This window comes from Nocardia sp. NPDC046763, assembly GCF_040645495.1.
GTDB lineage: Bacteria > Actinomycetota > Actinomycetes > Mycobacteriales > Mycobacteriaceae > Nocardia.
In genome coordinates this window covers 1-22,338 of sequence record NZ_JBEYYI010000011.1, presented here as the reverse complement: position 1 = coordinate 22,338, position 22,338 = coordinate 1, and the positions used below count along the sequence as shown (strand labels likewise).

The 22,338-nt window shown below is 65.5% G+C and carries 19 protein-coding genes; 10 read left to right on the top strand and 9 right to left on the bottom strand.

Annotation, left to right across the window (positions count from 1 at the left end):
- Window positions 1–10: 10 nt before the first annotated feature.
- The gene (locus ABZ909_RS19330; protein ID WP_357001266.1) at window positions 11–961 is read right to left on the bottom strand and encodes a LysR substrate-binding domain-containing protein; all 951 of its coding nucleotides are present in this window, start codon (window positions 959–961) and stop codon (window positions 11–13) included.
- A gap of 351 nt (window positions 962–1,312) precedes the next feature.
- On the opposite strand from ABZ909_RS19330, the gene ABZ909_RS19325 reads away from it, so the two are divergent.
- Window positions 1,313–1,855 (top strand): SMI1/KNR4 family protein, encoded by a 543-nt coding sequence (locus tag ABZ909_RS19325; RefSeq protein WP_357001263.1) that lies wholly within the window; start codon window positions 1,313–1,315, stop codon window positions 1,853–1,855.
- A 27-nt stretch (window positions 1,856–1,882) separates the two neighbouring features.
- Here ABZ909_RS19325 and ABZ909_RS19320 read toward each other — a convergent pair whose 3' ends face one another.
- The 3 genes from ABZ909_RS19320 to ABZ909_RS19310 form a co-directional block, all read right to left on the bottom strand.
- Window positions 1,883–2,494 carry a hypothetical protein gene (locus ABZ909_RS19320; RefSeq protein ID WP_357001260.1) on the bottom strand — a complete coding sequence of 204 codons (612 nt, stop codon included), beginning with the start codon at window positions 2,492–2,494 and terminating at the stop codon, window positions 1,883–1,885.
- Between the two features lie 159 nt (window positions 2,495–2,653).
- Window positions 2,654–3,589 carry a tyrosine-protein phosphatase gene (locus ABZ909_RS19315; protein WP_357001258.1) on the bottom strand — a complete coding sequence of 312 codons (936 nt, stop codon included), beginning with the start codon at window positions 3,587–3,589 and terminating at the stop codon, window positions 2,654–2,656.
- A gap of 42 nt (window positions 3,590–3,631) precedes the next feature.
- Window positions 3,632–5,113, bottom strand: coding sequence for a cellulase family glycosylhydrolase (locus ABZ909_RS19310; RefSeq protein ID WP_357001255.1), 1,482 nt, complete (start codon window positions 5,111–5,113; stop codon window positions 3,632–3,634).
- Between the two features lie 290 nt (window positions 5,114–5,403).
- Here ABZ909_RS19310 and ABZ909_RS19305 point away from each other — a divergent pair, with 290 nt between their 5' ends.
- The 3 genes from ABZ909_RS19305 to ABZ909_RS19295 all read left to right on the top strand — a co-directional run bounded on the left by ABZ909_RS19305 (window position 5,404) and on the right by ABZ909_RS19295 (window position 8,927).
- Window positions 5,404–6,123, top strand: coding sequence for a hypothetical protein (locus tag ABZ909_RS19305; protein ID WP_357001253.1), 720 nt, complete (start codon window positions 5,404–5,406; stop codon window positions 6,121–6,123).
- Window positions 6,124–6,267: 144 nt separating this feature from the next.
- Window positions 6,268–7,221 (top strand): alpha/beta hydrolase family protein, encoded by a 954-nt coding sequence (locus ABZ909_RS19300; RefSeq protein WP_357001764.1) that lies wholly within the window; start codon window positions 6,268–6,270, stop codon window positions 7,219–7,221.
- Between the two features lie 176 nt (window positions 7,222–7,397).
- A complete protein-coding gene (locus tag ABZ909_RS19295) occupies window positions 7,398–8,927 on the top strand; it encodes a cellulase family glycosylhydrolase (RefSeq protein WP_357001250.1) in 1,530 nt (509 codons plus the stop codon).
- A gap of 633 nt (window positions 8,928–9,560) precedes the next feature.
- Here ABZ909_RS19295 and ABZ909_RS19290 read toward each other — a convergent pair.
- Both ABZ909_RS19290 and ABZ909_RS19285 read right to left on the bottom strand, forming a co-directional pair.
- Window positions 9,561–10,526, bottom strand: coding sequence for a LysR substrate-binding domain-containing protein (locus ABZ909_RS19290; protein WP_357001248.1), 966 nt, complete (start codon window positions 10,524–10,526; stop codon window positions 9,561–9,563).
- A 205-nt stretch (window positions 10,527–10,731) separates the two neighbouring features.
- Window positions 10,732–11,652: a helix-turn-helix domain-containing protein gene (locus ABZ909_RS19285; protein ID WP_357001245.1), complete on the bottom strand. Its 921-nt coding sequence runs from the start codon at window positions 11,650–11,652 to the stop codon at window positions 10,732–10,734.
- Between the two features lie 8 nt (window positions 11,653–11,660).
- Between ABZ909_RS19285 and ABZ909_RS19280 the strand changes: the two genes are divergently transcribed.
- Complete coding sequence (locus ABZ909_RS19280; RefSeq protein ID WP_357001242.1) at window positions 11,661–12,899, top strand: cytochrome P450; 1,239 nt, start codon at window positions 11,661–11,663, stop codon at window positions 12,897–12,899.
- Window positions 12,900–12,955: 56 nt separating this feature from the next.
- Here the strand turns inward: ABZ909_RS19280 and ABZ909_RS19275 are convergent, their stop codons facing one another.
- Window positions 12,956–14,245 (bottom strand): MFS transporter, encoded by a 1,290-nt coding sequence (locus ABZ909_RS19275; RefSeq protein ID WP_357001239.1) that lies wholly within the window; start codon window positions 14,243–14,245, stop codon window positions 12,956–12,958.
- 643 nt (window positions 14,246–14,888) lie between these two features.
- Between ABZ909_RS19275 and ABZ909_RS19270 the strand changes: the two genes are divergently transcribed.
- Window positions 14,889–15,488 (top strand): PadR family transcriptional regulator, encoded by a 600-nt coding sequence (locus tag ABZ909_RS19270; protein WP_357001236.1) that lies wholly within the window; start codon window positions 14,889–14,891, stop codon window positions 15,486–15,488.
- Here the strand turns inward: ABZ909_RS19270 and ABZ909_RS19265 are convergent.
- Window positions 15,395–15,922 (bottom strand): sulfatase-like hydrolase/transferase, encoded by a 528-nt coding sequence (locus ABZ909_RS19265; protein ID WP_357001762.1) that lies wholly within the window; start codon window positions 15,920–15,922, stop codon window positions 15,395–15,397. The two genes, ABZ909_RS19270 and ABZ909_RS19265, sit on opposite strands and share 94 nt — an antisense overlap.
- Before the next feature lie 179 nt (window positions 15,923–16,101).
- On the opposite strand from ABZ909_RS19265, the gene ABZ909_RS19260 reads away from it, so the two are divergent.
- The 3 genes from ABZ909_RS19260 (at window position 16,102) to ABZ909_RS19250 (ending at window position 19,704) form a co-directional block, all read left to right on the top strand.
- Window positions 16,102–17,124, top strand: coding sequence for a formylglycine-generating enzyme family protein (locus ABZ909_RS19260; protein WP_357001233.1), 1,023 nt, complete (start codon window positions 16,102–16,104; stop codon window positions 17,122–17,124).
- A 13-nt stretch (window positions 17,125–17,137) separates the two neighbouring features.
- Window positions 17,138–18,904, top strand: a complete 1,767-nt coding sequence (locus ABZ909_RS19255; RefSeq protein WP_357001230.1) for a sulfatase-like hydrolase/transferase — start codon at window positions 17,138–17,140, stop codon at window positions 18,902–18,904.
- A 401-nt stretch (window positions 18,905–19,305) separates the two neighbouring features.
- Window positions 19,306–19,704 (top strand): hypothetical protein, encoded by a 399-nt coding sequence (locus ABZ909_RS19250; protein WP_357001227.1) that lies wholly within the window; start codon window positions 19,306–19,308, stop codon window positions 19,702–19,704.
- A gap of 219 nt (window positions 19,705–19,923) precedes the next feature.
- On the opposite strand, the gene ABZ909_RS19245 is transcribed toward ABZ909_RS19250, so the two are convergent.
- The gene (locus ABZ909_RS19245) at window positions 19,924–20,715 is read right to left on the bottom strand and encodes an OB-fold domain-containing protein (protein ID WP_357001225.1); all 792 of its coding nucleotides are present in this window, start codon (window positions 20,713–20,715) and stop codon (window positions 19,924–19,926) included.
- 1,363 nt (window positions 20,716–22,078) lie between these two features.
- Here ABZ909_RS19245 and ABZ909_RS19240 point away from each other — a divergent pair.
- Window positions 22,079–22,338 (top strand): enoyl-CoA hydratase-related protein (locus tag ABZ909_RS19240; protein WP_357001223.1); only part of this gene is annotated, 260 nt, incomplete at its 3' end.

Genomic DNA, 22,338 nt, shown 5'->3' with positions numbered 1-22,338 from the left:
AGGTTGTCAATCAGAGGTGGGGCGGCACGGTGCAATCCGTGAAGTCGGGTTCCTGCAGCTGTGTGACCAGGTCCGGATGGGTGTCACGGATGCAGCGGGCGACCTCGACGAAGGAACGGACCAGCGCGGATTCCTGCGCGCCGCGCCAGCCGACGGCCACCTCATTGGGCGGGACGTCGGCGATGGGGAGCATGCGCACCCCTGGAAAAGGAATCCACCGGGCGCAGGCCACCGTGAGGACGACGCCGACGCCCGTCGCGACCTTGTGCAGCTCCTCGAGGAGTGAATTCGAGCGTGACACCACCCGCGCGGGGACCCCGCCGCGGTGGGCGCTCAACTCCCAGAACGCATTCCATACCGGATCGGTGGTAGCGGCCCCGAGCAGCGGCTCATCGAGCAGCTCGTGCGCGAAGACCTCGGTGCGCTCCGCCAGCCGATGGTTCGTCGGCAGCATCACCATCAGCGGTTCGGCGAACAATGTCTCGAACTGGACGCCGTCGTCGACGAACGGGCGGCGGGCGAAGGCGACGTCCACCGATCCGGTGGCCAGACCGGCCGACGGATCCTCGTAGGTGAACTGGCGCAACTCGACGGTGATGCCCGGATGGCGCTGGCGGAAGGTGGAGAGGATCGGCTCGGTCAGGGTCAGCGCCGCGCCCTCCAGCGCGCCCAGGACCAGTCGGTCCTGCTCGCCGCGATGCACCGAGCGGGCCCGCTCGACCGCGACGTCCAGGCCGGTCAGCGCGCCGCGGATATCCTGCAGGAACACCGCGCCGGCAGCGGTCAATTCGACGTTGCGGGTGGTCCGGGAGAACAACACCACGTCCATCGCGTGCTCGAGCTGTTTGATCTGGGTGCTCAATCCCTGTTGCGAGACATGCAATCGCTGCGCCGCACGAGTAAAACTCAGCTCCTCCGCTACTGCGATGAAGTATTGCAACTGACGGGTGTGGACTTCCATGGAGCGCAGTCTAGGTTGACGAACGTTCCGGGTAGAACCTTTTGCCGGAACAGTCTTCATGATTGACAATCTGGAGTTGTGAACAGTCCGCGAACTGTGATTTCTCTTCGCCTGTCCGGTGCCCTAGCGTTTTCAGCGGCGTTCGTCGTGACCGGAACAGAAAGTATCCGTCTCTGATTCCGATCCGGCAGCCGCGAAAAACGTGCGAGCCCCGCTTCCCTCCGGGCTCGTACCCGCCTCACGTGGTGCTGAGGCAATGTCGGCATCGCTGGCAACCGTAGCGAGGAGCCGGGGACGGCCAGCGGTGTCGACATCTTTCCCGATCGAAATCGTCCCCGGCGACAGGAAACGATGACGAATTGGAGCGCCTTGGTAGGCGCGCTTTACGAAGTGCAATACGGGGCCGCGCTGCGCTTCGGCGAGCCGGGGCTGTCCATGCCGCCCAATCCGCCCGCCTCCGAGGCCGCGATCACGGCGGCCGAGCGACGGCTGGGCGTGCGCTTCGATGCCGAGTTCCGTGAATTCCTGTTGGTTTGCAACGGATGGTCCCGGTTCGGGACGATCCAACTCTTCGGCATCGGTGATCTCGCCGCGGGTGAGAAATGGCGTCGGGATTCGGCGATCGCCGAGGCGTATTTCCGGACCGAGGCGTCGGGCGCGCTCGTCGTGCCCGACGGGTATCGCCGGGTGCTGGTCGGGAAAACCACTGTGGCACAGCGATTCATCGTGATGTTGTTCCCGGGCGAGCCGGCCGGCGGTGCGAGCGCCTGCTGGGACTGCATGGCTGGAATCGACCTCAAATACCCCGACTTCGGCGTCTGGGCCGAACATGAAGCGGCCGCGATCTCCTACGCTTTGAACGAGGAGATCGCGGACCGCAGATGTTTGCGTTGACCGCCATCGCATTCGGCGGTCCGGGTACTACTTGCTCGAGCCGAGACCGCCGAGCAGCGAAGTCAGGCTGCTACTGCCGGAGTCGGCGCCGCCGCCGGGCGTCCCGCCGACGGTGATCGATGGGCCCTTGGTGGAGAGCTGGGCGTTTATGCCGCCCATGTTCGTGTTGTACCCCATCCCGGTGGTCAGGCTGGTACCGGTGGCGCACGCGCCGACCTTGTATTGCGCGCTGAAGACAGGCGCGGTATTCCCGGGACCGACCTTGCCGACGACCTGCAATCCGGCCGCGACGAAGTCGGCCGCGATGAAAGTGGGCTTGATCTCGAGATAGGGCTCGGACTGATGGGCGCCGGCAGCGTCGGTCAGCTTGGCCGTACCGGGAACATAGGTGAGGCAATCGGGGTGGTAGTCCTTGAACCACCAGTACGTTTGATCCCCGGCCTGGAGGCGATAGAACGCCGTATCGACGGTGATGGTGTCACCCACCGCGGGCGTGACGTTGCTGACCGTGCGGGTGAATTGGGTGCCGCCGTCATTGAAGGTAACCGAGCCGGGATCGGCACTGGCGCCGCCGGCCCCGAACAGGGCCAACGCCCCGACTCCGATTACGGCGGCGGCACCCGCAGCAGTGTGTTTCATTGCTCGTCGTCCCATTGCGATTTCCCTTGTGTCATCTCGAATTGCACTCGACCGTGAGCGATTTCGCTCACGCCGGAAATGCTAGAAGTTGCTGGGATGCAAGAGAAATCACAATTTTCGGATTTTCTACAAAGAATTCATGTAGATACGTCGCGAATATCAGGCCAGGAGCTTCGCGCGCAGCGCGTCGATCGTGGCCTGGTCCAGGCCGAGTCCGTCACGCACGTACTTGTCGACGCTGCCGTAGAGCCGGTCGACCTCGTTGAAAGCCGCTTCCAGCCAGGACAATTGGACCGCCTTCGGGTCGCCGAGCTCGGCATTGCTTGCCAGGTAATCGGCATTGACCACATCGCGCGGCACACCGAGCAGGGTGAGCAGCACCGCGGTGGCCCAGCCGGTTCGGTCCTTGCCGGAGGTGCAGTGGTAAACCGTTGCGCCGCCGGTATTTCCGGCTATCGAGCGGAGCAGGGTGCCGAAGGCGACATCCGAGCCGTGGAAGTTGACCATGAACGGATAGTCAATCGACTGGACCATGTCCGACGACCCGTTGATCAGGCCGTCGATGACCGCGCGTCCCAGGGTGATCGGTGGGAGTTCATGGAAGGAGATGCCGCTGTCGAAGCTGATCACGTCGGCGACCTTGTATTGCGCGCCCGTCGGCACGCGATCGGGCGCGCTGCTGCGCTCGGAGCCACTGCGCAGGTCGACGTCCAGCGTCACGGTGGCGGCGCTCAGCTTGATCAGGTCGGTGTCGGTGAGCCCGGCGAGGCGGTTGGATCGGAAGGCCACGCCCGTACGCACGGTGTGTCCGTCGGTGGTGCGGTAGCCGCCGATATCGCGGAAGTTGGTGGCGCCGTCGAGTTTGATGGCGGTCGTGGTCGGCGCGGGCAGGGTCGACACCGGATCGTTCGCCCCCGAGGAGCCGGAGTCGGAGGAGCCGGACGAACCGAAACCTCCTGAGCCGGACGCGGATCCGGAGGCGATATCGGTGGGCGCCGCGGTGGCCGGGGACGCGCTCAGTACCGCGCCGAGCGCGATCATTCCGGTGAGCGCCACCGCCGCGGTGTCGGCCCGGAGGGTTCTGCGTGAAGACATGGGGGACCTGCTTACTGTGGGGGAGAAGAGAATTCGAGTCCGTCAGGACTGCTTGATGGAATAGGCGCCGACGGTGTTCCCGATCAGCTGCCAGCCGCCGTCCACCTGGGTCAGGGTGAGGTCGGAAACATTGGTGGACTGCACATTCGGTCGTTGCGAGCCCGGGTACCACGCCTCGAGACGTCCGGTGCCGGATCCGGCGAACCCATTCGCGGTGACCGACGCCAGGCTGCCGGGAACGGCACGGGGATAGGCGCGGGACAGTGGCCGGGTATATCCGGCGGGCTGACCGAGCGAAGCGTTCGACGGGCAGGCGACGCGGTTGAGATTGCCGGTCGGCTTGTTGGTGTTGCCGTCGCGAATCACATGCGGGTCACCGCAGGCCCCCTTCCAGGCCCACCACGCGCCGCCGACACGGTTGGCGTTCAACTGGTCCACGAACCGATCCACCTTGGGCGAGTCGGAGTCCGGATCGCCGAACCAGCCCCACTCGCCGCTCCACACCGGCACCTTGTACTTCGCGGCGGTATCGAGCGCCAGCTTGAAGCCCAGCTCGATCGACGGGAAGGCGTTGACAATATTGATGGACTCGCTGTACAGATGCGGCGAGAACACCGCCAGCGGATCAGTGATGTAGTGCGCCGGCGGTGTGGCGTCGATGCCGATGGCCGACCAGATCGCGCTGGGCTCGAAGATCGCCAGGTGCGGCAGGCTGCCGCGCTCGGCCTGCCGGATGGCCGCGATCACCCGCTGGTAGTACTTGCCGAGCTGGTCCGCCGCCGAGAACGGGTCGCGCAGACCGGGATTGGGCTCGTTGATCAGGTCGTAGCCGGCGATGGCGGGCTCGTCCTTGAACTCCGCGGCCAGCTTCGCCCAGGTGTTGACCAGATGGCCCTGAATGCCCTGGGTGTCGTCGTAGAAGTTCTGGAATGCACGCGCCACTGCGGGTGCGGATTCGCGGACGCCGCCGAAGTTGCAGGTGGTCCAGCCGTCGGTGAGCGTCGCCCAGGCGGGCGCGCCGTCCCAGCCGATGCCGGGTTTCATGAAAATGGGGCAACCTTGTCCCTTGGGTGTGCCCACGGCCTTGCCCCAGGCGTCCTGGTGCATGTCGAGCACCGTGTAGATGCCGTTCGACTTGGCGTCGTCGACGGCGGTGTGGATGCGGGCCAGGTAGGTCTGGTCGAACGCCCCGGGAGTAGGTTCGAGCGCTGACCACGCCAGATTCAGCCGCACCACATTGAAGCCGAGCGCCGCCATCTGCGCGAAATCGGTGCGGTCCAGCGGTTGCACGGTCGGCAGCGCAGGATCGTTCTGCGCATAGTCGTTGAGCTGGTTGACATTCGCGCCGCGCAGCAGCACCGTGCGTCCGGTGACATCGGTGATGGCGCCGTTCGAGACCGTGAGCTGAGGTAGGGTCCAGCCGCCCGGTTCCGCCGCCGCATTCGGCGCCTGCTGCGCTGCGATACCGGCGAACAAGAGTGCCGCCGCGGCGGCGGGGGCCAGAACTCGGCCTCGCAGTAGCATGTCGAACCTTTCCGTGGAGCGAAATCGCGAAGATTTCTCAGGGCGCTCCGTGCCGAGCTGCTGGAGCTGGGTCCGGGTGCGTGCACGGAAAACCTAGTGGCTCACCGGGGTCGAGCGGAAACAGTAGTTCTCGAACGATTGACAAGGACGCGTTGTGAATGAACCGCAAAATCAGATTTAAGTTCTCTTCCGTTGTGCTCTAGCGTTTCTCGGCGTGAGCGAAGGCTCGAATTCCACACCGGCTCACTGCTAATCAGTTCCGCGTTCCGCCGGAACTGCTGGAAGGAATCATGCGTAACACCCCCAAATTGGCTGCCGGAATTGCCGCGGCCGCATTGGCGATGTCGGGAGCGGGTATCGCCCTCGGCACCGCGACCGCCACCGCGGATCCGACACCCCCGTCCTCATCGTGCGTCCAGACTCAGCATGTCGATTACAACCCGGGCATCAGCAGCTTCTGGATCACCCACACCTACGACAAGACCGTCGAAGCCGCGACCGCCGCCGCCGGCACGCTGGTCACCTACAAGGTCGTGGTCGGAACCACCAGTATCGGCAATCCGTACGTCAACTCGATCACCGACTATCCGCCGCCGGGCTTCGACAAGCCGGTCAAGGCCACTGTCACCGCGTATCACTTCGGGCAGGGTGAGCAGCCCGCCGACGTGACTCCGGAGCCGAACAACGGTGGCTGGCGGGTCAGCAGCACCGGGTGGTTCGTCAATTCGGGCAACCCGGTCACCGCCGAGTTCACCTACAAGGTGCCGAGCTCCGTCACCGACGGCCAGCAGATTCTCAGCGGCGGCATCAGCGTCGGCGGCACCGTCGGCTCGGGCTCCGACCAGCCGGGCATGGGCGTGTGCTTCACCGCTCGCGGCGCGAATCCCGGTGAGGCCCTGCTGGGCAGCCTCGACCAGGGCGGCTTGGGCTCCTCGCAGAACCAGCTCAGCTCCACCGGCTCGGTCACCGACACCATCGCCAATGTGATCAAGCGCCTGATGGGCAGCTGACCAGCCGGTCCGATACTCCTGGACCGCGGCGTGTGCGCGGCCGCCGCGGCCCAGGACCCTTCTCACCACCGTTCCGAGGAGTCAGTCGTGTCGCCCAGGCGGACCATTGCGTCGCTCATCACGTCGTGCGTCGTCGCCGCAGCCCTGCTTTATGTCGCACCGAGTGCACTACAGGCTTCGCACGCCGATGTCGCCGCACATCTGGATCACATCGATCGCGCGGGACAGCGGCAGGAGATGTTCTATGTGTATTCGGCCGCCATGCAACGCACAATCCCGTTGCAGGTGCTCACGGCATCCGATTCGAGCGCGCCACGCCCGACGCTGTATCTGCTGAACGGCGCGAGCGGTGGCACCGATATCACCAACTGGTACAGCCGGACCGATATCGTGCCGTTCTTCTGGAACAAGAACGTGAATGTGGTGACTCCGGTCGGCGGCGAATTCTCCTATTACACCGACTGGCAGCAGGACGATCCGAAACTGGGACGCAATCGCTGGGAGACGTTCCTGACCCGGGAACTGCCGCCGATCATCGACGCGACCCTGCACACCTCCGGCGTCAATGCGATTGCGGGCGTATCCATGTCGGCCACCTCGGCACTGGACCTCGCCGCCGCCGCACCCACGGTGTATTCCGCGGTTGCGGCGTACAGCGGCTGCGCCTCCACCTCGGACCCCGCCGGCCGTGCCTACATCCGGTTGGTGCTGGCCCGCGGTGACGCGGACCCCAAGAACATGTGGGGCCCCGACGACGATCCGGCCTGGCGGGCCCACGACGCGATCCTCAACGCGGACAGCCTGCGTGGCAAGGCGATCTACCTCTCCAGCGGCACCGGTCTGCCCGGCCGGGCCGAGGCGATCAACGGTCAGCCCACGCCCGACCAGATCGTCACCAAGGCGGATCAGATGGTGCTCGGCGGCATGATCGAGGCCGCTACCAACTCGTGCACTCACCAGCTCGCCGATCGTCTGAGCGCACTGAACATCCCCGCCCAGGTCGACTTCCGGCCCACCGGAACCCACACCTGGGCCTACTGGCAGGACGACCTGCACAACTCCTGGCCCCTGCTCGCCGCCGCGCTCGGTACGGAGTAGCCCGAGGCCGGGCCCACGAACGCGAGCTGCCCAACCGGCTCGCCGCCCCCCAATGACGTGGGGCTACCGCGAAAATCGGCACCGCCCGGGACCGCCTCGAGCTCCGGACCGGCGGTGCCGACCCCACCAGCCTGAGCGCGACCCACCGCCGGAGCGCGATCCAGAAGCAGGAGAACATGAACACGACAATCGCCCACAGCACACGCCGGATCAGGTGGGTGACCCGATCGGTGGCCGCGGCGGCGGTAGCGATTGGGTGTGCGCTGGCCGCATCGGTCCTTCCCGCCACGGCCGTGGCCGATACCGTCTCGCCGTTGCATGTCGACGGTTCCCGCTTCGTCGACCAGTACGGACGGGTCGTCCTGCTGCACGGCGTCAACAGCGTCGGCAAGGAACCGCCCTACTTCGCGCCGGGAACCGTTCTCACGGCCCAGGACGCGGAGCTGCTGTCCCGGCACGGATTCAACACCGTGCGGCTCGGCGTCAACTTCGACGGGCTCATGCCCACTCGAGGCCTTGTCGACACCGCGTATCTGGATCGAGTCGCCGGCGTCGTGGATACCTTGGCGCAGTACGGAATCCACACCGTACTCGACAATCACCAGGACGGGCTCTCGAAGGTCTGGGGCGGCAATGGTTTCCCCGAATGGGCCATCCACTCCCGACCCGGGGCCGGTGAACCCAACCTCGGCTTTCCCCTGTTCTACCTGATGCCCAGCATGAATGCGGGCTGGGATGAGGTCTGGAACAACACCTACGGTGTCCTCGACTATCTCGGGCAGGCGCTCGGCGCGCTCGCGGACAAGATGAACGGCCATTCCGGCGCGCTCGGCATCGAACTGCTGAACGAGCCCTGGCCAGGGTCGGCATTCCTGTCCTGTTTTCCCAACGGCTGTTCGGGCTTCGACGTCAAATATCAAGCGGCCATGCAGAAGCTGACCGATGCGGTCCGCGGCCGCAACGGTGACCTCACGGTGCTGTGGGAACCCAATGTCACCTGGAACGAGACCATGCCCACCAATCTGGGCAAGAATCCGCCGATCAGCGCGCCCGGCATCGCCTTCGCCCCGCACGACTACTGCATTCCCAGTCAGATGGCCATCTACAACGGCCTGCCCACGTTCCTGCGCGGCCTGTGCCCGCTGCAGCAGGGCAAGACCTGGGGCAATATCGACGCCTTCACCCGCCGCACTGAAATCCCCACGCTGGTCACCGAATTCGGCGACGGCGACGCCACCGTGCTGAGCAATACGCTGATCAACGCCGACGACCGGTTCATCGGCTGGCAGTACTGGCAGTACGCCGCGGGGACCGATCCGTTCGCCGGCGACATCGGCAACCAGTTGGTGCGCACCTACCCGCAGGCCACCTCGGGCACCCCGGGTCGGATGATCTTCGACGCCGCCACCGGCGACTTCGCCTACCGCTACACCCCGCGTGCCACCGGTAAGCCGACCGAGATCTACATCTCGGATCTCCACTACCCCAACGGTTATCAGGTTCGGGTCGACGGCGGCACGGTGACCTCACCCGCCGGCGCGCGAGTGGTGACCGTGGAGGCGAACGCCTCGACACCGGTGACGGTGTACATCAACCGGCCCGGATCGAAGGGTGCGACGGTGCCCGACAGCCCGGCCGGCACCGGGTCCGCGTCGGGGTCGGCCTCGGGCTCCGCGTCGGGTTCGGGCTCAGGTTCCGGTTCGTGAGCAGATTCCTGCACCTGCCGATAGCCGGTCACCCACAATTCGGTTGATCGGCTTTTTCGGCTGAAGATTGACGCCGGCTGCGGCGGGGCTCAATCCATTCATGGGCGGTGTGAAGGACTTCCACACTCCGGTAGGCGCAAATTGCCGGTTTGTTCGGCTGATGTCGAAACCCTGCTTCCCGGATGAGGTTTCGGGAAATCACTTGTTCTTGCCGATTGATGAAGCCGGGGTTGTCAATGGCCGGGTGCCGGGCGCGGGTACTGCGCCCCAGCAGTGGAAACGACTCGTGTAGATCCCGGCCGAGTTGCCCGAACGCAGAAAAGTGGTGCCGAGTCGGTGTGGAACGACTCGGCACCACTGGGTCGATGCGCCCGGGCGGGATTACGCCTTGGTGCCGGCGGAACCGCTGAACAGCTTCTTGACCAGCTCCGAAACAAGAGCGTCGACAACGAGATTGGCCAAGGAACCCATTTTTTCTCCTTCATGTGTTTCCGGCTGAGCTTTCGCTCGCCGCGAGAAACGTTATGACACAGAAGGAAAGAATTGAAATCAAATTTCATGGATGATCGACAACAGGGAATTGTGGATCATGGAAGTGGCGTCACCCGGCGAGATCGGGCAGGCGCCGAAGGGTCAGGACGACATCGCGGTGGCGGTGCGGGCGGGTTGCCGATCGCGGCAGCGCGGCGCCTGGAGCCGGGCCAGCAGGCCGGGATTCGCATTGCGGACCCGGCGCGCGACATCGATGAAGGAACGCACGAGGGCGTTTTCGTGTCCGGCGCGCCAGCTCACCGCGACCTCGTTCGGGGCCGCGTCGATCACGGGTACGAGCCGCACGCCGGGGAACTTGATCCAGGCCGCGCAGGGCACGGTCATCGCGATGGCCGCTCCCGTGGCCACCTGGTGCAATTCCTCCAGCAGAGTCTTCGCGCGGCAGGCCACCTGCGCCGGGCGTCCGCCGCGGTGGGAGTCCAGCTGCCAGAAGGCATTCCACACCGGGTCGGAGGCGGCCGAGGAGAGGATCGGCTCGTCCAGCAGTTCCTCCGCCGCGACCTCGGTGCGGTCGGCCAGGCGATGATTCGCCGGCAGCATCACCATCAGCGGTTGCCGGAACAGCGGCTCGAATCCCAAACCGGTGTCCTGGAACGGTCGCCGCACGATGGCGACATCCACCTGTCCGCTCGCCAGGCCCGCCGACGGCGTCTCGTACGTGAAGTGGGTCAACTCGACAGTGACCTCGGGATGGCGCTCCCGGAACGCGGCCAGAATCGGCTCGGTCAGGGTCAGCGCCGCTCCCTCGAGGCAGCCCAGCACCAGCCGATCGTGTTCACCGCGATGCGCGGCGCGGGCCTCTTCGAGCCCGAAAGCCAAGCTGGACAAGGCCTCTCGGACGTGTCGAAGGAACGCACACCCGGCCGCGGTCAGCTCCACCTGCCGGGTGGTGCGCGAGAACAGCGTGACGTCCATATCGTGCTCGAGCTGCTTGATCTGCATGCTCAGACCCTGCTGCGAGACGTGGAGCCGCTGGGCGGCACGGGTGAAACTCAACTCCTCCGCTACCGCGATGAAGTATTGCAACTGCCGAGAATGAACTTCCACGCGGGCAGTCTAGGCTGGTCAAACGTCCTAAATGAGTCATTCCGCCAACTCTGCGCTGAACAGTCAGCAATTTTGCAGCAGTCATACGGGTCGGAGCCCGGTGCCCGTAGTTGCCGAGCGCTACAGGCGACGGCCTGGGCCTGCAGGGCCAGACCATCGAACAGCTGATCACAAGCTGATCCAGTAGCCGCCCGGCGGCGGGCTGTCAGGAGTCGCCGGCGTCCAGCTGATGAAGTCGGCCCCGGGACCGGACGATCGGCAGATGGTGCTGCATCTGCCAGTTCTCCATGGTCAGTGCGTACAGCCCGCCCCGGACCCGCAGGCGCGATTGCATATCGAGCGGCAGCGTGTAGGTCACCGCCCCGGCTTCCCACATCTGCCGGAAGTCGGGGAATCGCACCAGCCGTTCGTGATATTCCAGCGCCCACGAGGTGCGGCCATAGCGCCCCATGAATCCTCGATGGGTGGCGACGCCGATCCCCACCTGGTCTTTCCAGTTGATCATGATTTCCCGTGCCTCGTCGGTGAACGACCACTCGAGCATGTACATCCCCGGCCGATGCGTGGGGAAGGTGTCGTAGTAGGCCTGATTCGCCGTGATCAGCCGGCGCTGCGGCCCGTAGAAGGACACGAGATCGGCTGCCGCCTCGGTCATTTCGGTGGCCATGATCGGTGTCACCGCGGTCTCGAACACCTCGAACTCGGGGATCTCCAGGGCCGGGCCGATTCCGGCGATGGACGGGTAGGGCGAGGCGTAGCCGGCCAGATCGCAGATATAGCGCCACTCGTCATCGCTGGCCTGATAGGTCGTCGCCAGCACCCGCAGGATCCCGACGTCGACGTGTCCGACCTCGTCGCGCTCGACTTTGGTCAGGTAGCTAGCGGTGATATGCGCTTCGGCCGCGGCCTTCTCCCTGCTGAACTTCCGCGCCGCGGGAAGCTCGCCGGTCGCGTGCCTGTGGACCTCTGCGCGCTTGCGCAAGAACGTAAGATGCTGCCCCAACGACTGTTTCGTGGGTTCGTTCACCACTCTCGGGGGATCCTCTCTGAGTACTGCATGCAACGGGATTGTATATACGGGCCGGGGATGTTCGGTTCGGGTCGTGCCGCACCCGCCCTGATACATTCCGAAACATGGGGTACGAGATCGGCTCTCCGGCAGACAATTTGGCGACGGAGGTCATCGAACTGACCGATAACTTCTTCGATGACCCGCACACGGTGTACGACCAGCTGCGGGGCAGGGGAGCGGTACATCGGGTCCGCCTGCCGGATTCCGGACTCGGATGGTTGATCACCGATTACGAGGTCGCCAAGGCCGCTTTCACCGATCCCGCCATCAGCAAGGTCCTCAAGTCCCCCGGCGCCAAGGCCACGGTCGCGGCGGAGGGCGGCGACCGGCATCTCGGCGGCAGCATGTTCGCGGACATGATGGTCTTCTACGACCCGCCGGAGCACACCCGCCTGCGCGGCCTGGTCAACCGGGCCTTCAGCGGACGGGCCATGGCCGCGCTGTCGCCGCGGATCAGCGAACTCTCCGACGAGCTGCTCGCCGACTTGGCTTCCGACCGTGGCGAAGTCGTGGATCTGCTGGAACGCTTCGCCGTCCCGCTCGGCATGTCGGTGATCTGCGAACTACTCGGTGTCCCCAGCGCGGACCGCGACGCCTTCCAACGCTGGTCCACCTCGCTGTTGTCCAGCGAGCAAAGCAACGAGGCCCGCGCCACCGCGGTCATGGAATTCGTCCGCTACATCGACCAGCTTGTCCGCACCAAGGACGCAACCCCCGGCCAGGACCTGCTCTCCGAACTCATCGCAGCCCGGGCGGACGACGACCGCCTCAGCCACCGCGAACTGATCAGCATGGTCTTCCTGCTCCTCGTCGCCGGCTTCGAAACCACGGTCAACCTGATCGGCAACGGCGTCGCAATCTTCCTGGCCGACAAGGACCTGCAGAAGGCCCTGCTGTCCGACCCGGACCGGATCCCCGCCTTCATCGAGGAGGTCCTCCGCTTCGAAGCCCCCGCCACCGAAGCAACCTTCCGCTACACCACCGCACCCACCGTCCTCGGCGGCATCGAAATCCCCCAGGACCAACTCATCCTGATCTCCATGGCAGCCGCCGACCGCGACCCCACCCAATTCCCCGACCCCCACCGCTTCGACCCCGACCGCTCCCCCAACCACATAGCCTTCGGCCACGGCATCCACCGCTGCGTCGGCGCCCCCCTCGCCCGCACCGAAAGCGCCATCGCGATCACCCGCCTCCTATCCACCTACCCCAACCTCGAACTCGCCCCCGACACGGAACTCCATTGGCGCAAAAGCCTCATCGTCAGAGGCCTCACCGCCCTCCCCGTCCAGCTGCCATAACCCCGCGGCCAGGCTTGGCATTCGCCGCTCCCGCGAGTTCACCGGGTTCCGGCGACTCAGCGCGTCTTGACCGGCAGGATCGCCAGGGCGCCCAGGGCCGCGATCGCCGCGACGATCGGATAGAGCGCCCCGTAGCCCCCGAAGGCGGTGACGATCGCGGCGGCGGTCATCGGAGCGATGACGTTCGGGAGGGTGGCGGCGATATTGAGGATGCCGAGATCGGTTGCGGCACTGTCCTCCCGGGGCAGCACCTGGGTGACCAGCGCCTGATCGACGGCGAGGAAGGTGCCGAATCCTATGGTGAGCACGACGATCGAGCAGATCATGCCGCCCCGGGTCGGGGAGATGACCGGGATCAGGGCCGACCCGGCGATGATCAGGCCGCCGACGAGGACGATCGGCTTGCGGCGGCCGATGCGGTCGGAGAGCGGTCCGGAGATGCTGATGGCGAGCAGGAAGCCGGGCAGGCTCGAAACGCTGAGCACCGGGGCCAGATGCGTGGCGTCGTGGACGCTGAGCCCGATGTAGTCCTCGAGGATGTAGAGCTGGTAGGTCAGCACCATGTAGTAGCCGCCGCAGATGAGGAAGCGGCCGAGGAAGACCCATGAGAAATCGGGGTGCTGAACCGGATTGATCCACAACGATCGCAGAAACGAACCGATGGAGAGCTCGGGCCTGCTCACACCTCGATTGTCGCGATCGGGATTGAGAACGAGAAACGCCACCGCGATCACCAGCAGGGCGGTCGCCGCCACCACATAACCGAGCGGGATTCGAGTCGCGAAACTTGCGCCGAACGCGGGCGCGAGAATACCGGCGGTAATGGTGCCGAGGCCGGCGAGTGCGGAATAGCGGCCGCGGCGGTCCACGGGTACGCGGTCGGGCTGTATGGCCGTCAGTGGCCCCTGGAACGCATTGAAGCCGACGTGCGAAGTGATCGCGGCGACCAGCAGCATCGCCACCGACCCGGAGGAGCCGGCGGCGACCAGGCCCACACAGCCGACCAGCGCGCCCACCATCATCCAGGGCGTCCGGGCTCCCCACCGGGTTCGGGTGCGATCGGAGAGGAGGCCGATGAGCGGCTGGGCCACCATTGACGCGGCGGCGATCGCGACATGGACCATGGCGAGCTTCTCGACCTTGTTCAGGGGGTCGAAGCCCTGCACCTGCAGTGCCGCGAAGTAACCCACGATGCCGTAGGAGAACTGCGGGACGGCGCTGGCCAGCGGCACGGTCGCGAACAGGCGGCGCAACCCCGGCGACTTCGGCTCCTCCTCGACAGTGTGCGGTGACGGGGTTGCCGTGGTGGGAGACGTGCTTTCGGCGGCGGAGGGCGGTGAAGTCATCGAAGTCCTTGTATCTGGGGACGATTGACACGCTATGACATTAGTGCCATGGAACGCCCTACTCAACTAGTGGAATACTAAGAAGTTCCGAAGGGAGTGCTGTCAGATCGGCGCTTCTGCTCGACGATCGGGCAACTGTGGAGACCGGCAATTCCGCGCCATTGCTGACGGTTCCGGTGGGTATTTTTGATGCAATTCCAAAGAATTGCATCGTATATTGCTGAAAATGATTGGTCGTGCCCCTGTTCGTGCTGGTCAGGGCCTTTTTGTGTGGTTTTCTGCAGTGTTGCGAGGCTGGTTGGAAACCTGGATGTGAATAATCCGAAAACCCGGTATTCGACCCGTTGTATTTCGACGCCCCGGGGCGTCGGCGCATCCGGATCAGCGTCCGTCCGCCACGGCCGAGCCGCCGAGCTGGGCCATGATCTGCTCGGGGGTGGCTCCGAATCGGGCTGCCTGCGCGAGACCGATCCGTTCGCCATGATCCCGAGCCTGGAGTATCCCGGGATGCCATGCGCGGTCAGGGAGTAGTCGGCGTCGCGACAGTGGTCCGTGGGTCGGCTCGTTGACCGTGGCGAGCGGTGGTGCCATAGTGTGCGTATTCAACTAGTGGAATGGCGTTCGGTCTGAAAGGGGGAGTCGGGTGAAGTTGGAGTTGCTGCTGCTCGGCATCCTTGGCATCCGGCCATCCACCGGATATGTCCTGAAGAAGTTCTTCGATGAGAACGGACGTTTCCTGCGTCCGAATACCCAGATGAGTCAGGTGTATCGGGCGCTGGCCAAGATGACCGAGCAGGGGTGGGTGCGCTACGAGGTGGACCCGCGACCTGGGCCGCAGGACGCCAAGACGTACTACGTGACCCCGGAGGGCATGACGGTCTTCCTCGATTGGCTGACAGGTCCCTACATTCCGGCGCCGACGATCATGGAACCGGATTTCCGATCGCGCATCAGCTTTGCGGGATTCATGTCCGAGGAGCAGCTCCTCAAGCTCCTCGATGTCGAGCTGGCCGCCCGGTATGAGCAGGTTGCACGGTTCCGCGACCGGGACCGAACCCTCGAGCACACCTCGGCCTTCCCCTTCGACCAGGAGCTGGCGACCGCGATCGGAAATCGCCTGCATGAATTCGGGGGTGCCGAAGCGGACCGCTACATCGAGCAGCTCGAACGTCTGCGGGCGGACCTGCTGAACGGCCGGGTCCGCTCCGGCGGCGAACCGCCTGCGCTGCACAGCGTTCGGTAAGGCCCTCGGCATCGCCTGCGATCTGCACTTCCGTTTCGAGGCGGGAGATCTCGATATCGCGACCATCGGGAACGACTGTCCCTGGGTGGGATCGGCAGGCTCAGCAGGTCGCAGATGGTCGGTGGGTAGTCGATGTTGTACGGCAGCGCGTCGCAGCGGCGGCGCTCGGTGCGGTCGGTGACGCCCGGCCAATACACGACCATCGGCAGCCGGTGGACCGGCTCGTTGGCCAGCCCGTGCTCGGCGTAGGAGCCCTGCTCACCGAATGATTCGCTATGGTCGGCGCTGACGATGATGGCGATGTCCTCGGTCGGGCCGAGCTCCGCGATGGCGGCGCGGAGTCGTCCGAAGTGGGGGTCCCAGAACATGATTCCGCCGTCGAAGCCATTGATGAGGTGCTCGAAGTCGGCGCGGTCGGCAATCTGGTCGGGCATGTTGTGCGGGACCCGGCTCTTGCGGGCGACCGTTCCATAGTGCAGGTCGCGAGCGGTGCGTGGCATGCATTCCAATAGTTGAGTATCATTTGCTATGACACTTGTGACATAGTGCGTCGATGAAACCGCAGGCAGGCCGCCGTCGGCCGTGACCAGAGTCCGAAAGGTGAAAGAGCCCGATGAATCCAGCCGATCACGCCCACGGTGCCTCTCGGCCGACCTGCTGCCCGCCGTCGCGTTCGAGCTCGGACAGCCCGCCGGAGACGTTCGTCCCGGCGGTCACGCGCGGGCGATTGGACGCCACCGGCATGATCGCGCTGCCGGGCGGGGAATTCCTGATGGGCACCGCCGACGCGGTCGGCTATCCGGGCGATGGTGAAGGCCCGGTGCGGCCCGTCCGGCTGTCCCCGTTCCTGATCGACGCGTGTGCGGTGACCAATGACGAATTCGCCGAGTTCATCGCGGACACCGGCTACCGCACCGACGCCGATCGGCTCGGCTGGTCCTATGTCTTCGCCGGGTTCCTGCCCGCCGCGCTGCGCCGCGACGCCCCGCGCCCGGAGCGCACCCCGTGGTGGTGCGGCGTGAGCGGCGCGCAATGGGATCGGCCCGAAGGCCCCGGTAGCGATCTGGACGGCCGCGGCCGCCATCCGGTCGTCCACGTGTCCTGGAACGACGCGCACGCCTACGCCACCTGGGCGGGCAAGCGGCTGCCCACCGAAGCGGAGTGGGAGTACGCCGCTCGCGGCGGCCTGGCTGGAGCCCGCTACCCCTGGGGCGACGACCTCGATCCCGGTGGCGAATACCGGTGCAATATCTGGCGCGGCAGCTTCCCGGTCAAGAACACCGCCGCCGACGGCTACCGCGGCACCGCGCCGGTAGATGCCTTCGAGCCCAATGGATTCGGGCTCTACAACACCTGCGGCAACGTGTGGGAGTGGTGCGCCGACTGGTGGACCACCGGCCACCGGCCCGGCCTCACCATCGACCCGTCCGGCCCGAACACCGGAGACAGCAAGGTGATTCGCGGCGGCTCGCACATGTGCCACGACTCCTATTGCTTCCGCTATCGGGTCGCGGCCCGCTCGGCCAATACCCCTGACAGCTCCACGGGCCATGCCGGATTCCGTTGCGTGGCAAGCCCGGACGCGACGGTCGAAACGCTGCCGCACCGTCTTCTCCCGTTACACCCTGCAGACTAGCTAGGAGACTGCTGTGAAAGCCATCATGGTGATGTTCGACAGCCTGAACCGGCGCATGCTGCCGCCGTACGGGTGTGATTGGACGCACGCGCCCAACTTCGCCCGGCTCGCCGAACGTGCGGTCACTTTCGACAACGCCTGGGCCGGGTCCATGCCGTGCATGCCGGCCCGCCGCGAGATCCACACCGGCCGCTACAACTTCCTGCACCGGAGCTGGGGTCCGCTGGAGCCGTTCGACGATTCCATGCCGGAACTGTTGAAGCAGAACGGGGTTCATACCCATCTGGCCAGCGATCATCCGCACTACTGGGAGGACGGCGGCGCGACCTATCACGGCCGCTACAGCACGTGGGAGTTCTTCCGCGGGCAGGAGGGCGATCCGTGGAAGGGGCAGGTCGCATTTCCGGAGATGCCGGTCGAGGATCTGAAGACCATGCGGACGACGGCCTATGTGCAGGACTGGGTGAACCGCAGTCACATGCCGACCGAGGCGGAGCATTCGCAGACGCTGACCTTCGACGCCGGTCTCGAGTTCATCCGCACCAATGCCGCCGCCGACCGCTGGTTCGTGCAGATCGAGACCTTCGATCCGCACGAGCCGTTCTTCAGCCACAAGAACTACAAGGACCTCTACCCGCACGACTACGATGGCCCGCACTTCGACTGGCCCGACTACAAGCGCGTCACCGAGACCGAAGACGAGGCGCAGCACGCTCGGTACGAATACGCGGCGCTGCTGTCGATGTGCGATCACTCGCTGGGCCGGGTGCTCGACATGATGGACGAGCTGAACCTGTGGGACGACACCATGCTGATCGTCAACACCGACCACGGTTTCCTGCTCGGCGAACGCGGCTGGTGGGGAAAGTCGGTGCAGCCCTGGTACAACGAGCTGGTGCATCTGCCGTTGTTCGCGTGGGATCCGCGCACCCGGGCCATGGGGGAACGGCGGCAGGCGCTGGTGCAGACCATCGATCTGGCTCCCACTCTGCTCGACTTCTTCGGCGTCCAGATCCCCGCCGACACGCAGGGTGCGCCATTGCCGGTCGCCGCGGACACCGAGATACGCGCCGGCGCGCTGTTCGGAATGTTCGGTGGGCACGTCAATGTCACCGATGGCCGCTATGTGTACATGCGTGCGAATTCGACACCGGACAACGTTCCGCTGCAGGAACATACGTTGATGCCCACACACATGCGCTGGCGCTTCTCGCCCGCCGAGCTGGCCGATCTGGAGCTGGCCGAGCCATTCGGGTTCACCAAGGGCGTTCGCACCCTGCGCATGTCCGGACACAGTCTGGTCAACTCGTATATGCACGGCACACTCCTGTTCGACCTGTCGGCCGATCCGCAACAGCTGAACCCCTTGGCGGACGACGAGATCGAACTGCGCATGGCGCAGCTCATGGTCGACCTGATGCGTGCCAATGAGGCGCCGCCGAGCCAGTTCCAGCGCCTCGGCCTGCCTGAGCACGGGCCGGTCGGGCCCGAGCATCTGCTGGCGCGCGCCCAGCGTGACCAAGCCCTGATCGCTATGGAGCAGCTGCCCCCGCGCGACGAATTCCCCACGGGCAGGCTGTCTCTGGATTCGCCGCTGTACGTGCTCATGTCGGATCCGGCGGCGCTCGAGCTGGTGCGCAAGCATCTTCCCGCCCTCGCCGAATCGGAGTTCCTGCAGATGCTCGGGCCGCTGTCGCTGTACAACTTCGCCGCCATGGCGGCCGGTATCGCCTCGGTGGAGACGTTGCGCAATTTTGCCGCGGACCTCGCGACCGTCTGATCGATGCCGCACGCTGGCAGGGGTGGCGCTGCTTACGGCAGCCCACCAGGGTCCTACGGGCTGGTCGGTTTCGTTGGTGAGTTTCCTCACGGCTGCCGGTTCGTTGTTGGGGGACACAGATTTACAGCCGGTCATCCGGATGCCATCCGGGTGTCACCGCCGTGGCACGGTTCACGGGTGAAATGGTTCTCGCACTCGGTGCCGGTCGACGAGCCTCCAATCGTTCGGTGTCCGCATTCGACGCGAATCCTCCGTTCATGCCTCGCGTCGGCCACGGGAACCCGCGGACGCCTCTGGCGCCGGGTGCACCCCTCGTCGCGCGCCCGGAGGTTCCGATGTTCGAATCGTGTTGTTCCCCTCACGAATCGGCCCATGTGCTGAGGTCGCGCTATGGACTCCCGGTGGAGATGTACGCCGACCGCCCGCTGCTCACCGTCGGCGCGGCGGTCGAGGCGCTGGCACTGCCCGAATCACTGGGCGGCCGGGTCCGCCTGCGGCTGTCCTGGCTGCCGTCCACGCCCGTGGTCGCCGACCCCCGCGACCGCTTCTGGACCTTCCTTGTCGCACCGCCCCTCCCGTATCACCCCGTACCCCAGCGACTTCGAACCTTCTTGCAGGAGAACGGCGTAACCATGCCGGACCGCGGCAGCCACATCATGCTGCCGACCTCCGACCATGAGCTGGGTTGGCACTGGGCGAGCGAGCCGGAGCGGGGCCGGCTCGGATTACCGCACCGAGCAGTGGTGCTGGCCGCCATCCGGCTGTCAATCCTCCAGGGACCCGACCGGGTCCCGGCTTGAACGTCGGACACAGTGGGCGGGGGAGAGTCGCCAACGGTGAGCCTGTATGCGCATCGAGGTGCACTCGGCAGCCTCGGCATGCCGATGATCGGCCGATAGCTGTGCCGATGATCCGCCGAAATCGCTGTCGATGATCTGCCGCCAAGCTAGTTGATGATCGGGACGGTTACCGACTGCGCTCTGGATCCCGATGTCAGCGGCATACGCACCGACGTGGTGCTAGCCGGGGATGTAAGCAGCCGAGGAGTCGGGGTAGGCGCGCCACGCCCATGACAGCGAGTCCAGCAGATTGCGTTTCAACGTTCGCGCATCCCGAGTGTCGCTGGGACGTTGAACAAGGGCCTCGCGAATCATCTGCACGAACCGCCAGCGGGTGACGCCGAAGGCGACGAGTAGCTCGCCGGCGCTGGCGCCGCCCGACGGGGCCCGTCGGATGGCGAACTCGACCACGGATCTCGCGTCCGTGTCGAGCGATTTGTTCGCCGCCAGAAACTCGCAGTACGTCATCGATGAACGAACCCATCCCGGGTCGTGGGTGGTGTGTGTCGCGGGGGAAGTCACCGGCTGTGGGCTGCTCGGATCATTCGCGGGCGGGGTGGCGCCGTGCGGGGGCCGGGGATCGGTGGTGTCGATGGTGAAAACCGGGAACCGGTCCTCGGGCGGGTCGGGTTCGTATCGGACACGGATCGGCTGGTCGGATGGTGGTGGGAGCTCGCCGTCGATCGTGGAGTAGATCCAGGGGCCGTCGTCGAGTTCGACGATGGCGACCGTCGACTGCTCCCAGGTCCCGGTGTTCGATGGGTGGTGCGCCACTTTCCAGGACACGATCGACCCGGTGCCGGAGGAGGGCACCCAGTCCAGAGTGGTGGATCGGCACGATGAGCAGGTGTTGGTCATCGGCGCGGCCAACGTCGCGCAGTTGGTGCAACGCCGGATCATCAAGGTCGCACCGCCGTCGCGCCCGGAGGGGCCGTTGTTGTGTTGTGGGTTCTCCGGCTTGTGGTCGAACATCGGAATCCTCGCCAGTTCTTGCCTGCGCTGTCACCGTCGAGCCTGCGTCACGGACTGCCCTGCCCGCGACGGCAGAACTACCCATGACATACCTATTTTTGCCGCCCCCGACCCACAGAAGCGCCGGTCGACCAGGGCCGGGAGGCGCAAATCCGTCCGACACGACGCGACGCGTCTGCAGGATAGGAGCCGCAGGCATTCACCTTCCGGATGGGTCCGCTGCGTGCATGGCCGACTCGGCTGGATGGCGTGCGGTTCAGCGCCTGAGCGCAGACAGTGCCGCGGCGACGTCGCGGATTGTGGATTTCACGTAGGTCGCGGTGCCGATCGCTCGAATGCGGTCAGGGGCCCACAGGTGTCGCAGCCCGGCCCGGGTGGGGCGCCTCGCGGCTGGTTTGTCAGGCCGTCCAGGTCGAGGTCCAGGCAGCGCAGGTGTAGTTCGATCATGCGTCCAGGAGTCGCGGTGGACGGGTTTGTCGCCGACGTGCTCGGCGAATGGCGGTGCCGGGGTGCCGGGAAGACCCCTGGGCAGGACTCGCGTGAGTGACCGATTCGGCAGAGCGATGCCGCCGGGTGAAGGGGGGGTTTGACCCGGCGACATCGACATCATCGGCGGCCGGCAGCGTTCGAGCTGCGACTGGCCACCATCTCGTGGGCCAACGCTGCTTGGGGGTGTGCAGGTCGGCCCCGACCGAACCCTACGGGTGCCCCCCGCGTTGAGCAAATTAGCCAAGATGATTGAAACCTGCTGGCCCGCAACGTGGCACAGCACATGCTCGATGCAGCGTCAGCAGTGATCGAGCCGGCGCCGCAGTACAGCTGGAAATCGTCGAGCGCCGGTCGAGAGCGACGAAGCTGTGCACGTTCGAAACGAGAGGCCGCCTGTCACAAGATCACGTACCACACGGTTCGTAAGTGTCGCCTACATGTCCGCCTGTGATTGAGTGTTGGAGTGGGAGACGAACTTTCAGCCTTCGACAGTCGTCGCGACGCTGGTGCGAGTCGTAAGCGCCCCGTGAGCCTAGGCGGCCGCATCGACAATCTCGGCACCTATCGATTCTTATGCCCTACGGTTGGTTGCCGGTGGTTTCGCGACGAGAACACCACCCAGAGCAATCCGCGTTGGCGGGAGCTGGTCGAGGCCGCGATCGACGACCACCTCGCTGCCAGGCATCCGCATTGGGTCCATCCAGAATACAACTAGATCGAACGCGTTGATGTGCAGACCATGCGCGTCGTATCTCGAGCAACGTGACCCGCGCCAGGCGGGAAGTGGTGCATTGCACAGCATTTCGGCTCGCCACTGCCGGAGGGGCATGGGTCGTGGATCGCGCGAAAAGTGAACTTGACTAGGGTGGGCACGGTGACCTTCAATCCAGATCTGTGGAATGTCGTCCCGGGATTTGAGAACCTCACCGACATCACGTACCACCGGCACATCGAGCAGGGCACGGTGCGGATCGCCTTCGATCGCCCCGAGGTACGCAATGCCTTCCGGCCGCACACCGTCGACGAGTTGTATCGCGCCCTCGACCATGCCCGGATGAGCCCCGACGTCGGTGCGGTGCTGCTCACCGGGAACGGCCCCAGTCCCAGGGACGGCGGCTGGGCCTTCTGCTCCGG